General features: G+C 72.6%; 15 protein-coding genes. 9 read left to right on the top strand and 6 right to left on the bottom strand.

What is annotated here, in order from left to right; all coding sequences use genetic code 11:
• Positions 1-38 precede the first annotated feature (38 nt).
• Entirely contained in the window at positions 39-1010 is a 972-nt protein-coding gene (locus tag ABZ881_RS26515; RefSeq protein ID WP_344023974.1) for a hydrogenase, read from the bottom strand.
• Positions 1011-1115: 105 nt separating this feature from the next.
• Positions 1116-1643 carry a DUF1641 domain-containing protein gene (locus ABZ881_RS26510; protein ID WP_358488327.1) on the bottom strand — a complete coding sequence of 176 codons (528 nt, stop codon included), beginning with the start codon at positions 1641-1643 and terminating at the stop codon, positions 1116-1118.
• Between the two features lie 287 nt (positions 1644-1930).
• Here ABZ881_RS26510 and ABZ881_RS26505 point away from each other — a divergent pair, with 287 nt between their 5' ends.
• The 5 genes from ABZ881_RS26505 to ABZ881_RS26485 all read left to right on the top strand — a co-directional run bounded on the left by ABZ881_RS26505 (position 1931) and on the right by ABZ881_RS26485 (position 6167).
• Entirely contained in the window at positions 1931-2899 is a 969-nt protein-coding gene (locus ABZ881_RS26505; RefSeq protein WP_344023970.1) for an AraC family transcriptional regulator, read from the top strand.
• A 56-nt stretch (positions 2900-2955) separates the two neighbouring features.
• Positions 2956-3294 carry a hydrogenase maturation nickel metallochaperone HypA gene (locus ABZ881_RS26500; protein WP_344023968.1) on the top strand — a complete coding sequence of 113 codons (339 nt, stop codon included), beginning with the start codon at positions 2956-2958 and terminating at the stop codon, positions 3292-3294.
• Between the two features lie 2 nt (positions 3295-3296).
• A complete protein-coding gene (gene hypB, locus ABZ881_RS26495; RefSeq protein ID WP_358488325.1) occupies positions 3297-4085 on the top strand; it encodes a hydrogenase nickel incorporation protein HypB in 789 nt (262 codons plus the stop codon).
• A 111-nt stretch (positions 4086-4196) separates the two neighbouring features.
• On the top strand, positions 4197-5132 hold the full coding sequence (locus tag ABZ881_RS26490) for a class I fructose-bisphosphate aldolase (protein WP_358488323.1): 936 nt from the start codon (positions 4197-4199) through the stop codon (positions 5130-5132).
• Between the two features lie 90 nt (positions 5133-5222).
• Positions 5223-6167, top strand: a complete 945-nt coding sequence (locus ABZ881_RS26485) for a calcium/sodium antiporter (protein WP_358488322.1) — start codon at positions 5223-5225, stop codon at positions 6165-6167.
• A 49-nt stretch (positions 6168-6216) separates the two neighbouring features.
• On the opposite strand, the gene ABZ881_RS26480 is transcribed toward ABZ881_RS26485, so the two are convergent.
• The 4 genes from ABZ881_RS26480 to ABZ881_RS26465 all read right to left on the bottom strand — a co-directional run bounded on the left by ABZ881_RS26480 (position 6217) and on the right by ABZ881_RS26465 (position 9696).
• Positions 6217-6855 (bottom strand): AmiS/UreI family transporter, encoded by a 639-nt coding sequence (locus tag ABZ881_RS26480; protein ID WP_358488321.1) that lies wholly within the window; start codon positions 6853-6855, stop codon positions 6217-6219.
• A gap of 10 nt (positions 6856-6865) precedes the next feature.
• Entirely contained in the window at positions 6866-8119 is a 1254-nt protein-coding gene (gene fmdA / locus ABZ881_RS26475) for a formamidase (protein ID WP_358488319.1), read from the bottom strand.
• Between the two features lie 134 nt (positions 8120-8253).
• A complete protein-coding gene (locus ABZ881_RS26470; RefSeq protein ID WP_358488318.1) occupies positions 8254-8541 on the bottom strand; it encodes a zinc ribbon domain-containing protein in 288 nt (95 codons plus the stop codon).
• 69 nt (positions 8542-8610) lie between these two features.
• Entirely contained in the window at positions 8611-9696 is a 1086-nt protein-coding gene (locus tag ABZ881_RS26465; RefSeq protein ID WP_358488317.1) for a substrate-binding domain-containing protein, read from the bottom strand.
• 86 nt (positions 9697-9782) lie between these two features.
• On the opposite strand from ABZ881_RS26465, the gene ABZ881_RS26460 reads away from it, so the two are divergent.
• From ABZ881_RS26460 to paaC, 4 genes are all read left to right on the top strand, one after another.
• Positions 9783-10223: a MarR family winged helix-turn-helix transcriptional regulator gene (locus tag ABZ881_RS26460; protein WP_358488315.1), complete on the top strand. Its 441-nt coding sequence runs from the start codon at positions 9783-9785 to the stop codon at positions 10221-10223.
• Positions 10224-10302: 79 nt separating this feature from the next.
• Positions 10303-11265, top strand: coding sequence for a 1,2-phenylacetyl-CoA epoxidase subunit PaaA (gene paaA, locus ABZ881_RS26455; RefSeq protein ID WP_358488314.1), 963 nt, complete (start codon positions 10303-10305; stop codon positions 11263-11265).
• On the top strand, positions 11262-11624 hold the full coding sequence (gene paaB, locus ABZ881_RS26450) for a 1,2-phenylacetyl-CoA epoxidase subunit PaaB (RefSeq protein WP_358488313.1): 363 nt from the start codon (positions 11262-11264) through the stop codon (positions 11622-11624). Before paaA ends, paaB begins: the two co-directional genes overlap by 4 nt.
• Complete coding sequence (gene paaC, locus ABZ881_RS26445; protein WP_358488311.1) at positions 11621-12517, top strand: 1,2-phenylacetyl-CoA epoxidase subunit PaaC; 897 nt, start codon at positions 11621-11623, stop codon at positions 12515-12517. The genes paaB and paaC overlap by 4 nt, the downstream gene beginning before the upstream one ends.
• The last annotated feature ends 3 nt before the right edge of the window (positions 12518-12520 follow it).

Raw genomic sequence — 12520 nt, 5'->3', positions numbered from 1 at the left:
GGTGGTGGTCCTTTCGGAGCGTCGGTCGGGACGGCCGGTCAGACGACGAACATGTCCTCCTTGGACCACTGCGGCGCCGCGATCTTCGCCGCGGCCGCGTGCGCCATGTAGGTCAGGTGATCGCTGCCCTCCGGGACCTCCTTCGGGATGGCCCCGCTGACCTTCTGGGTCTTGAAGACCGTCCCCGGAGCGAGGTCGAAGTGCGGGAACTCGGGCTCGGTGCACCCCAGGCACGGCATGCCGGCCCTGGTCTTCGACGACTGCCGGTTCCACAGGATGCGGTTGCACGGCGAGTGCGTCATCGGCCCACGGCAGCCGAGCTCGTAGAACAGGCAGCCGGTGCGGGTGCCCTCGCCGAACGAGTAGGTCGACTGCTTGTACTCGAAGAACTGGACCCTGGTGCAGCCGGTCTGGGTGAAGGACTTGAAGAACGTCTCCGGCCGGTGCATGTCGTCCAGCGTGATGTCGCCCGCCCGGCCGGTGGCCAGCGCGACCAGGATCTGGGTGATCCAGTCCGGGTGTGCGGGACAGCCCGGGACGTTGATCACCGGCAGTCCCATCTTCGACGTGAAGTCCGGGCCGAGGAAGCCGCCCTTGGCCCGCTTGTGGAACTGCAGGCCGGTCGAGCCGGACGGGTTGGGCTCCATCGCCGGGATCCCGCCGAAGCAGGCGCAGTCGCCGATGGCGACGACGATCTGCGCGGCGGCGGCCAGGTCGGTGACCCAGTCCTTCATCGGGCGGTCGGCGAACATGTCCATCCGGCCGGAACCGTCCGGGGCCTCGATGACGGTGCCCTCGAACACGAAGATGTCCAGCGGGCGTTCACCGTTCACGCAGTCCCAGAAGACCTTCTGGGCGTTCTTCCCCAGCTCCAGCCCCAGCGACGGGTGCCAGACCAGGTCCAGCCCGAAGTCGACGATCAGGTCGACGACGTTCGGTTCCTCCGCGTTGAGGAACGACATCGTGTTCCCGCTGCACGCTCCGCCCTGGAACCACAGCACGGATGCCATGGGGGACTCCTCTCGGCAGGCTCCGCCCCGCGGCGGGCCGTGGTGGGCCGGTGGCCGGAGCCGCCGGTGCGATCTGTTCGGACGTGGGTGGTGGGTGGTGTGCGCTCAGCCGACCCGGCGGCCGAGCGCCCGCGCGGTCTCGAGCAGGACGGCGAGGCCGCGGGCGACGTCGTCGTCGCGCAGCGTGCGCAGCAGGCCGAACACGCCGGACGGTGGCGCGGCCCCGGCGGACGCCCGCTCCCGGCCCTCGACCAGCGCCTCGCCGAACAGCACCAGCGTGTCCGCCGTCCGCGGGTCGGTGAGCAGCGACGAGGTGAGCAGGGTCTGCAGCTGCGGGGTCGCACCGGCGACCCCGCCGGACAGCGTGACGAGGCTGCCGAGCAGCCCGCGCAGGTCGAGATCGGCGAGCTCCGCCGGGAGCCCCCCGGACCGGAGGTCGCGGATCCCGCCGGCGACGGCCTCGGTGATGGCGTCTCCGCGCCGGATGACGCCGTCCAGCGACTCGACCAGCAGGGCGAGCAGGTCGGCGTGCTCGAGGATGTCGCCGAGCGCGGCGGCGACCTCCGGGTCGTCCAGCCGTTCCACGAGCCCGTCGGCAGGCGACCGCGCGGCGAGCTGACCGTTGACGGTCACGGGTTCCTCCTCGGTGGTGGGCGAGCGTGTGAGGTGAGGCACAAGGCTAGGCCCGCGGATCGGCCCGGCCTATCTCTTCTGCGCAGCAACTGTCGCGATCGCGCGGACCTTGTGACGGTCATGCGCTGTTCTGCGAGACGAACTTGCGTGCAGGGTGGAGGATTCCGCACGGATCACGGAGTTGTGAGCGGCTCATGTCTCGTCTGTCCCGACTGCGCTCGATCGACATCCGGCGAACCCGGGGGCCCGTCCGACGGAAGATCCGGTCCCGCGGCGTCCCGCCGGCGTTGGCCGAGCACGAGATCTTCTACTCGGAGGAGCTGTGGGAAGCGGCTTTCATGGTCGGCAAGGTGCTGTCGGCCGCGACGCTCGACCTGCGCCACCCGCAGGATCCGGGATTCGCGGCGAGCCTGTTCGGGGTGCAGCTCCGCGACATCAGCCTGCTGTACCTGGACCTGACGGTGGCCGCCACGCTGGACATCCCGGCGCTCGGGCCGTACTTCACGGTCTGCATGCCGACGAACGGCCGGGTGGTGTGCGAGCACGGCTCCGGGGTCGCCTTCGAGGCGAACACGGTGCGCGCCCTGGTCACCAGCCCGGGCACCGCGCTGACCATGCACTTCGACCACGACTCGCCGATCCTGCTGCTCCGGATCGAGGAGCAGGCGCTGCTGGCGTACCTGACCCGGCTGCTGGGGCGGCGGCTCCCGCACCCGATCAGCTTCGAGCCGGAGTTCGACCTGGCCGCGGAGCCCGCGATGCGCTGGAACACCGCGGTGCAGCTGCTGCACGCCGAGGTGTACTACCCGGACTCGCTGGTCCAGCACGGGCACGGCATCGGGGCGGTGGAGGAACTGCTGATGTCCAGCCTGCTGTTCCTGCAGCCCTCGAACTACCACGCCGACATCACCCGGCCCACGAGCTCCACCGGGCGCCGGGTCGTGCGCGAGGCCACCGAGTTCATCGAGGCGCACCTGGGCGAGCGGATCACGATGGACCTGCTCGCCCGCAGCGTGCACATGAGCGTCCGGTCGATCCAGCAGGCGTTCCGCGACGAGCTCGGGACGTCCCCGGTCGCCTATATCAGGGAGCGCAGGCTGAACAGGATCCGCGACGAGCTGACCGATGCGATGCCGCGCGACGGGATCACCGTCACGGCGGTCGCCGAGCGGTGGGGCTTCCACCATCTCGGCAGCTTCTCGGTCGAGTACCGCAAGCGCTGGGGCGAGTCGCCGTCGGAGACGCTGCGCCGCTGACCATGCGCCGCTGACCATGCGCCGCTGACCGTGCCCACCCACCGGAAGGAGTCGCCGTGCACGAGCTGTCCCTCTGCCGCTCGATCGTCGGGGTCGTCGAGCGGCACGCCGACACCGCGCGCGTCCGCCGGGTGAACCTGCAGGTGGGGCAGCTGCGGCAGGTGGTGCCCGCGACGCTGACCTACTGCTGGTCGCTGGTGAACGCCGACACCCCGCTCGGCGGGTCGGAACTGTGCATCGAGTCGGTGCCCGCCCGGATCCGCTGCACCGGCTGCGCGGGCACCACCGAGCTCGACGCCCCTGTCCTGGTGTGCGCACACTGCGGCGGGACCGCGGTGCAGGTCGTCGCCGGGGAGGAGTTCCTCATCACCTCACTCGAACTCACGGAGGCCTGACCATGGGTCGATTCCACCGGCACGACGAGCACGGCCACGCGCACGAGCACGGCCAGGCGCACGAGCACGGCCAGGCGCACGGGCACGGCCACGGCGCGGATCCCGGCGACCACTCCGGCTACGACACCGGGCCGGAGCGGGTGAGCGTGCTCGAGCGCATCTTCGACGAGAACGACGCCACCGCCGCCGCGAACCGGGCCGACTTCGAGGCCGCGGGCGTGACCGTGGTGAACCTGATGTCGTCACCCGGCGCCGGCAAGACCTCGCTGCTGCGGGCCACCCTGCAGCGCCTGGCCGGCGGGCCGCGGATCGGGATCGTCGAGGGCGACATCGAGACCAGCATCGACGCCGACCGGCTCGCCGGTCTCGGCGCCGCGGTCACCCTGGTGAACACCGGCAACGGGTTCGGCGGCGAGTGCCACCTGGACGCCCCGATGGTGCGCTCGGCGCTGCCCCGGCTGCCGCTGAACGAGCTCGACCTGGTGATCATCGAGAACGTCGGCAACCTGGTGTGCCCGGCCGAGTTCGCCGTCGGGGAGCACTCCCGGGCGATGGTCTACTCGGTGACCGAGGGCGAGGACAAACCGCTCAAGTACCCGGTGATGTTCCGGTCCGCCGACCTGGTCGTGGTGAACAAGATCGACCTGCTGCCGCACCTCCCGTTCGAGCTCGACGCGTTCTACCGCAACCTGCGCGCGGTCAACCCGGACGCCGCCGTCGTCGAGACGAGCGTCCTCACCGGCGCCGGGATCGGCCGCTGGTGCGACTGGCTCACCGGCGTCCGGCGATGACCGGCGGCTACCCCGCCGGATCCTCCGTTGCGGGGAGGCGACCGGCCGCCGGCCGGTCCTAGTGTCACGGCACGACCGCGACGCGGTGTCGCGGTCGCCGAGGAGGTGTCCATGCACGGGATGCGGGCGACGGCGGGTGCTCTCGTCGGCCACCCCCGGGGGATCCTCGCGCTCGACGCGGGCCCCGACGGCCCGGACGAGCGCGCGTTCCGGCAGCTGGTCGTCACGATCCCCGGGCTGCCGGAGTACGTGAGCGGGCTGGTGCTCCCCGCGGCGGCCCTGCGCCGCGGGCCCGACCGGCCGTGGGCCGACGCCGGGATCCTCCCGGGTGTCCGGGCCGATCCCGGTCGGATCCCGCTGCCCGGCGCACCCGGCGAGACCGTCGTCGGCGGGACGGACGATCTGCCGGCCCGGATGGCGGAGCACGCCGGGGCGGGCGCCCGGTTCGTCAGCTGCCGGGCCCGGACCGTCGCCGGGGCGTCCACCTGGTCGATCCGGTCCAACGCCAACGTGCTCGCCCGGTACGCCCGGGCCGCCCAGGACGCCGGGCTCGTCCCGCTGCTGCACTGCGGCATCGCCCGCGACGGCGGGCACCCGGCCGACGCCGCGGCGACCACCCTGGCGGCGCTGCTGACCCGGCTGGCCGGGGAGCTCGACGACGCCGGGGTCGATCCGCGGGCGACCGTGCTCGGCCCGGGTGCGGCGCTGCCCGGGACCGGATCCGGGCAGCCGGTCGACCCGGCCGGCCACGGCGCCCTGACCCGGGAGGTGCTGCGCTGCGTGGTGCCGCCGGAGTTCGCCGGCGTCGCACTGCACACCGGATCCGTCCGGCCGGACGACGGCGCCGGCCTGCTCGCCGCCGCCCAGGCACCGGACCTGCGCTGGCCGTTGACGTTCTGCACGGGCCGGAGCCTGACCGGGCCGGCCGCACGCACCCTCCGGCGCCCCGGCGGGAGCCCGCAGCGCGCGCAGGCGGAGCTGCGGCACGGGCTGGGCCGGGCGTCCGGGGCCCTGCGGCCCGTCCGGCCCCGGCTGCGGATCGCCTGATCCACCGGCGCGGCGCCGGCGCCGGTCCCGGCACCCGGGTGGGAAGCTGCTCCCATGCGCAGGCCCTCCCCCGGCGCCGGGTGACCCGAGGTGCAGCCGATCCTGCTCGGCCTCGGCGGCCTCGCGCTGCTGCTGGTCGGCGCCGAGCTGCTGGTCCGGGCCGGTTCCCGGCTCGCGAGCCGGCTCGGGCTGTCCCCGATGGTCATCGGGCTGACCGTGGTCTCGGTCGGCACGAGCCTGCCCGAACTCGCCATCGGCATCGACGCCGCCCGCTCGGGCAGCGCCGGCCTGGCCACCGGGAACATCGTCGGCACCAACCTGGTCAACCTGCTGTTCGTGCTCGGCCTGGGTGCGCTGCTGCGGCCGGTGCTGTTCAGCGGCCGGACGCTGCGGTTCGACCTGCCCGCGATGGTCGTCGCGACGCTGCTGTTCTTCCTGCTCGCCCGGGACGGGTCGCTCGGCCCGCTGGACGGTGCGCTGCTGCTCACCGGCGCCGTCGCCTACACCGTGCTGATCTTCCGGACGAGCCGCCGGGAGGACGTCACGGCGGAGGCCGACACCGGCGGCAGCGGCGGGCCGGTGGTGCAGCTGCTGGTGCTCGCCGCGTCGATCGTGCTGGTCGTCGTCGGGGCGGAGCTGCTGGTCGACGGCGCCGTGCAGGGGGCGCGGGCGTTCGGTGTGGACGAGGCGGTGATCGGGCTGACCGTCGTCGCGATCGGCACGTCGGCGCCGGAGCTGGTGACGATGCTCGTCGCGATCGCCCGCGGGGAGACCGGGCTGGCCGTGGGCAACCTGGTCGGCTCCAGCGTCTACAACATCGCGCTGGTCCTCGGCATCACCGTGCTCGCGGCGCCCGGCGCGTCGATCGACGTCCCGCCCGACGTGGTCGACGCCGACCTGGTGCTGCTCGCGGTCGCGACGGTCGGGACCGCGATCGCGATGCGGACCGGGGCGAGGCTGACCCGGTTCGAGGGCGGCGTGCTCGTCGCCACCTACCTCACCTACCTGGTCTGGCTGATCCTCACCCGCACGTAGCGGGCCGCGGTCCACCCGGGACCGCGGCCCGCCCGTGCGAGGATCCGGTTCAGGCCGGGACGCTCCGGTCCCCGGCCGGGGCGACCGGCGCGGCGTCGGATCCGCGCCCGAGCACCACGTAGAGCCCGCCGTAGACGACGACGCCGAACACCGCGAGCGCCACCGCGACCGTCCCGGCGAACTGCTGGTAACCGCCGGTGAGCAGCAGCAGTGCCGGCAGCCACGCCGTCACCCAGCCCTGGATCGCGCAGACCGCGCCGGTGTAGCGGCCGATCCGGTCCTGCTTGAGCCCGAGCAGCAGGAAGAACAGCAACCACAGGAACGCCCAGTGCAGCCAGATCACGCCGAACCCCGGATCCGCGAAGCGGGTGAAGTTCAGCCAGGAGAACACCAGCGCGGACAGGAACACGAACAGGCAGAAGTAGCCGAGCCCGCTGCTGTCCAGGCCGAGCGTGATGTTCAGCGCGACGTAGAGATAGGTGAAGGAGAACAGGTACAGCCCGGAGGCGGCCAGGATGACGTTCGGGTCACCACCCGCGGTGAAGATCAGATAGGTGGGCGTGATGATCTGCAGGCCGCCGACGAAGAAGTTCATCGGCGCCGCGGACCGCGCGTCCACCCATCCCAGCAGCATCACGCCGTTGATGAACAGGACGGCGCCGACGAACAGCAGTCCGACGGATCCCATCGCCGGTTCCTCAGGCCCGCGCCACCGGGACGCCCTGTCCCGGGTCGATCGTCGTCGGGCCGTCCTTGCCCGGCCGGACGTCGAAGTCGAAGATCTCGGTCGGCAGGTACACCGTCGAGCACGAGTTCGGGATGTCGACGACGCCGGACAACCTGCCCTCGATCGGCGCCGCCCCGAGGATCATGTACGCCTGGATGTCGGAGTACCCGAACTGCTGCAGGTAGTCGATCGCGTGCAGGCAGGCCCGCTGGTACGACAGGTGCGAGTCGAGGTAGCGCTGCTCGCCGGACAGCGTCACCGAGGTGCCGGAGAACGCCAGCCACTCGCTGTACTGCGGGTCGGTCCGGCCGGGCATGAAGATCGCGTTCTCGGAGACGCCGTACTTGTCCATCCCGCCCTTGATGACGTCGACGTGCAGGTCCATGAACCCGCCCATCTCGATCGCCCCGCAGAAGGTGATCTCGCCGTCGCCCTGGGAGAAGTGCAGGTCGCCCATGGACAGCTTCGCCCCGTCGACGAACACCGGGTAGAACACCCGGCTGCCCTTCGTGAGGTTCTTGATGTCCTGGTTGCCGCCGTTCTCCCGGGGCGGCGCGGTCCGGGCGGCCTCGGCCGCGGCCCGGTCGAAGTCGGCCCCGGTCAGCGAGCCGAGGATCGCCGAGTCCGGGTTCGGCGGCAGCGCCAGCGGCGGGACGCGCTGCGGATCGGTGTCGATCAGCGCCTGCTCGCGGGCGTTCCAGGTGCGCAGCAGGTCGTGCGACGGCGCGGTGCCCATCAGTCCGGGATGGACGATGCCGGTGAACGACACGTGCGGGACGTGCCGGGAGGTGGCGACGCCGCCGCGGAAGTCCCAGATCACCTTGTAGGCGTCCGGGAACTGCTCGGTCAGGAAGCCGCCGCCGTTGCGGGTGGCGAACACGCCGGTGTAGCCCCAGCCCTGCCCGGCGAGCGGGCCGGAGTCCTCCTGCGGGATCGGGCCGACGTCGAGGATGTCGACGATCAGCAGGTCGCCGGGTTGCACGCCCTCGACGTGGATCGGCCCGGAGAGCACGTGCACGCCGGCCAGCGGCGCGTTGAGGATGTCGTCGGCGGAGTCGTCGTTGCGGATGGCCCCGTCGAACCACTCGCGACAGTCGACCCGGAAGCTGTCGCCGGGGCGTACCCGGACCTGGGCGGGGACGTCGGGATGCCACCGGTTGTGGCCGACGATCTGCTGTTCGGTGAACTTCTTGCGGGAGTCGAGTGGGAACACGACCTCGGGCATGACGAACACACCTTCCATCTCATCGGGGACCGCCCGGAGGGGCGGGGCAGGCGGGATCGCACGACGGGCCGGTGGCCCGTCGTGGGTGGGGCCGGCCGGGCCCGGGACGCGGGACGGCCGGTGACGTCAGCGGGTCAGGGCCGCGGGAGGCCCCGGGTCCGGGGATCGATGCGGGCGTTCGGGCGCGGCGCGCCGGCCGCCGACGGCAGCGAGGTGACGACCTGCGGCTCGGTCCGGCTGGCCTCGGCCCGGTCGATCAGGCCCATCCGGCCCCGGTCGGCGATCCCGAGCATCGGCGGCGTGATCAGCCGGACCGCCTCGGCGCCGCAGGCCGGGCAGGCCAGGGTGGCGGGGGCGGTGCCGATCGGCCGGCGGACGTCGACCGGACCGTCCGTGGCGCACCGGTACGTGTAGGTCGCCATGCCATCCTCGCTCGTCCTAGGAAATAATTTCCTAGGAAAGCTATAGCGGAAGGCGCATGGTGTCAACGGTCACAGCTGCTGGAGGACGTCCCAGCTCAGGCCGTCCGCCGCGGCCAGGAACACCCGCTGCCGCAGGTGCCGGTCCCGCAGCTCGACGGTGCCGCGCGGGCTCTCGTAGGACAGACCGTCGGACACCGCGACCATCGACCGGACGTCGGTGGCCCCGGCCCGGCGCATCAGCGCGGTCAGCAGCCGGACCCCCTCGTAGCAGGACTCGCCGAGGCTGTTCAGCACCGGGGCCTCCGGCCCGAAACGGCGCGCGTACCAGGCCGCGAAGTCCAGACCGGAGGCCGTGGCGAGGTCCTCGAAGTAGCCGGCCGAGGTCATCAGGCCGCGGGTGCTCTCCGCCCCCGAGGCGAGCAGCACGTTCTCGTCGATCAGCGAGCTGAACCGCAGGATGTCGCGGTCCATCCCGGCCGCGGTGAACGCCCGGTTGAACGCAACGGCGTCGTCACCGATCAGCAGCATCAGCACGGCCTCGCAGCCGCTGCGCTCGACCCGCCGCAGCACGTCGTCGAACCGCGTGGTGCCCAGCGGCACGTACATCTCGTCGCAGACGGTGCCGCCGATCCGGCGCAGGAACCGGCGGGCCGCGTCGGCCGAGCGGCGCGGCCAGACGTAGTCGTCGCCGACGATCGTCCAGCGCCGGACGCCGGCCGTCCCGGCGAACCAGTCCAGGGTCGGGCCGAGCTGCAGGTCCGGCGTCTCGCCGGTGAGGAAGACCCCCGGCCGGGACTCGCCGCCCTCGTAGAGCGCGGTGTAGGCGTAGGGCACCCGGCCGTCGATCGCCGGCGCGACCGCCTCGCGGACCGCCGAGATGTGCCAGCCGGTCACCGCCTGCACCGCACCCGCGGTGACCAGCGCGGCGACCTCGCGGGCGACCTCCTCCGGGGCGGCGCCGCCGTCCACCGGGAGCAGCCGCAGCTCGCGGCCCAGCACGCCGCCCTCGTCGTTGGTCTCCTCCATGGCGAGCGTTCCGCAGCTCTCGCAGGACGGGCCGAAGATCCCTGCCGGGCCCTGCAGCGGCACCACGAGCGCCATCGTGAGCACGTCCCGGCGGGACGCGGGCGGCACGGTGAGACGCGGGGGCGTCATGCGGCTACGCTAGAGGTCTTCCACCTGCGTGTCCTGCTCTGTTCGGGGGGATGGTCGAGGATGATGTCCGCCCGGGGTGCGTTCGGGTGAGCGACGAGACGCTGCGCCTGCTCTCGATGGCCGAGCGTGCCGCGACACAACGACTGGACGACGCGCTGCGGTCGGCCGGTGCCGATCTCGACCAGTGGCGGGTGCTGTCGCTGCTCGCCGACCGGGGCGGCTGCCCGATGAACGTGGTCGCCGAGCACGCGCTGATGCTCGCCCCCAAGTGCTCCAAACTGGTCGACCGGATGGTCTCGGCCAACCTGGTGCTGCGCAGGCCCGACGAGCACGACCGGCGCCGGGTGCTGATCTTCGCCTCGGCCCGTGGCCGGGCGGCGCTGGCCCGCTGGGACGCCGCCGTGGCCGGTGTGCGGGACCGGTTCACCGAGATCGTCGGGTCCGACGTGGCCGTCCTGGACGAGCTGCTGCGCAGGCTCGCCACCGGGATGGAGCGGTCCCCCGAGCCGGATCCCGCCGCCGGCTGAGTCCCGTCCCACTTGCGCTCCGGGCCGGTACTGGTCCACCCTCTGGACGAACGAACATTCGGTCGCTGGAAGGTGGATCGTGACGACGGCTGACCCGCACACGCCGGAGAGCCTGCAGGCCCGGTTCGACGCGACGATCGCGGCGGACCAGCGGATCGAGCCGCGGGACTGGATGCCCGAGGCGTACCGGAGGACGTTGATCCGCCAGATCGCCCAGCACGCGCACTCCGAGATCATCGGCATGCAGCCGGAGGGCAACTGGCTGCTCCGCGCACCGTCGCTGCGCCGCCGGGCGATCCTGCTCGCCAAGGTGCAGGACGAGGCCGGCCACGGCATGTACCTCTACGCCGCCGCCGAGACTCTCGGGGTGGACCGCGAGGAGCTGACCGAGAAGCTGATCGACGCGAAGCAGAAGTACAGCTCGATCTTCAACTACCCGACGCTGTCCTGGGCCGACATCGGCGTCATCGGCTGGCTGGTGGACGGTGCCGCGATCGCCAACCAGGTCCCGCTGTGCCGCTGCTCCTACGGCCCGTACGCCCGGGCCATGATCCGGATCTGCAAGGAGGAGTCGTTCCATCAGCGCCAGGGCTACGAGTCGCTGCTGGCGATGGTGAACGGCACCGACGCGCAGCGCGCGATGGTGCAGGAGTCGGTGGACCGCTGGTGGTGGCCGTCGCTGATGATGTTCGGCCCGGCCGACGGGAACTCCCCGAACACCCGGCAGTCGATGGAGTGGGGCATCAAGCGGCACACCAACGACGAGCTGCGCCAGCGGTTCGTCGACATGACCGTCCCGCAGGCCGCCACGCTCGGCGTCACGCTGCCGGACCCGGACCTGCGCTGGAACGAGGAGCGGCAGGCGCACGACTTCGGTGAGCCGGACTGGTCGGAGTTCACCGCCGTCGTCTCCGGGGCCGGCCCGGCCAACCGGCAGCGGCTGGCGCACCGGCGCCGGGCGCACGAGAGCGGCGCCTGGGTGCGCGAGGCCGCCCGGGCCTACGCGGACAAGCAGGCGGCACGGGCGGAGGCGGGCGCATGAACACCCCGGACACCGGCAGCGGCGACACCGCCGAGGCCACCACTCCGACCACCGGCACGACCACCGGCACGCCGGCACGCCGGTCCTGGCCGCTCTACGAGGTGTTCGTCCGCGGCAAGCGCGGCCTCAACCACGTGCACGTCGGCTCACTGCACGCCGCCGACGACGAGATGGCCCTGCACAACGCCCGCGACGTCTACACCCGGCGCAACGAGGGCGTCTCCATCTGGGTGGTGCGGGCCGACCTGATCACCGCGTCCAGCCCGGACGAGAAGGACCCGTTCTTCGCGCCGTCCGCGGACAAGGTCTACCGGCACCCGACGTTCTACGAGATCCCGGAGGAGGTGCCGCACCTGTGAGCGGAAACGTCTACGACGCGCTGACCGAGGCCGACGACCCCCGCTGGGCGTTCGGCTCCGGCTTCTCCGAGGCCGGTGCGGAGATCGCGGCGCCGGTCCCGGACGGCGCCGACCCGGCCGATCTCGCCGAGTACTGTCTGATGCTCGGCGACGACGCGCTGGTCTACAGCCACCGGCTCACCGAGTGGGTGTCGAACGCCCCCGAACTGGAGGAGGAGGTCGCGCTCGCCAACACCGCGCTCGACCTGCTCGGTCAGGCCCGGATGCTGCTGTCCCGGGCCGGGCACGTCGAGGGGCTCCTCGACGGGCGCACCGCCCGCACCGAGGACGATCTCGCGCACTGGCGCGAGGCCGCGGAGTTCCGCTGCGTCGCGCTCACCGAGCCGTCCGACGAGCTGGACTTCGCCCGCGCCGTCGCCCGGCTGCTGGTGTTCTCCGCCTGGCGGCTCGCACTGCTCGACCGGCTGCGGGACTCGGCCGATCCGGTGCTCGCCGCGGTCGCCGCGAAGGGGGTCAAGGAGGTCGCCTACCACCGCGACCACGCCGCCCGCTGGGTGCTGCGGCTCGGCGACGGGACCCCCGAGTCGCACGCGCGCATGCAGGACGCGCTGCAGTGGGTGTGGCCCTACCTCGGCGAGCTGTTCCGCACCTCCGACGTCGAACGCAGGCTGGTCGCCGCCGGGATCGCCGCCGACCCGGCGCAGACCCGCGACGAGGTCGACGCCGTGCTGGACCGGGTGCTCGACCGCGCCACGCTGACCCGCCCGGACGTGCCCGCGGCCGGCACCATCGGCGGCCGCGGCGGCCGCCAGGGCGTGCACACCGAGAAGCTCGAGCAGGCACTCGTCGTGCTGCAGAGCCTCGCCCGCAGGCACCCGGGGGCGGCGTGGTGACCG

Origin of the sequence: Pseudonocardia sp. NPDC046786 (assembly GCF_040645415.1) — a bacterium.
GTDB classification, from domain to species: domain Bacteria; phylum Actinomycetota; class Actinomycetes; order Mycobacteriales; family Pseudonocardiaceae; genus Pseudonocardia; species Pseudonocardia kongjuensis.
Note: the sequence above shows the minus strand (reverse complement) of the source record. Positions and strands in the feature narration are given on the sequence as shown.

Coding starts and splice junctions, on each gene's coding strand:
- ABZ881_RS26515 (WP_344023974.1), bottom strand. CDS start 1,010: ATGGCATCCGTGCTGTGGTTCCAGGGCGGAGCGTGCAGCGGGAACACG.
- hypB (WP_358488325.1), top strand. CDS start 3,297: ATGGGTCGATTCCACCGGCACGACGAGCACGGCCACGCGCACGAGCAC.
- ABZ881_RS26490 (WP_358488323.1), top strand. CDS start 4,197: ATGCACGGGATGCGGGCGACGGCGGGTGCTCTCGTCGGCCACCCCCGG.
- ABZ881_RS26480 (WP_358488321.1), bottom strand. CDS start 6,855: ATGGGATCCGTCGGACTGCTGTTCGTCGGCGCCGTCCTGTTCATCAAC.
- fmdA (WP_358488319.1), bottom strand. CDS start 8,119: ATGCCCGAGGTCGTGTTCCCACTCGACTCCCGCAAGAAGTTCACCGAA.
- ABZ881_RS26470 (WP_358488318.1), bottom strand. CDS start 8,541: ATGGCGACCTACACGTACCGGTGCGCCACGGACGGTCCGGTCGACGTC.
- ABZ881_RS26465 (WP_358488317.1), bottom strand. CDS start 9,696: ATGACGCCCCCGCGTCTCACCGTGCCGCCCGCGTCCCGCCGGGACGTG.
- paaB (WP_358488313.1), top strand. CDS start 11,262: ATGAACACCCCGGACACCGGCAGCGGCGACACCGCCGAGGCCACCACT.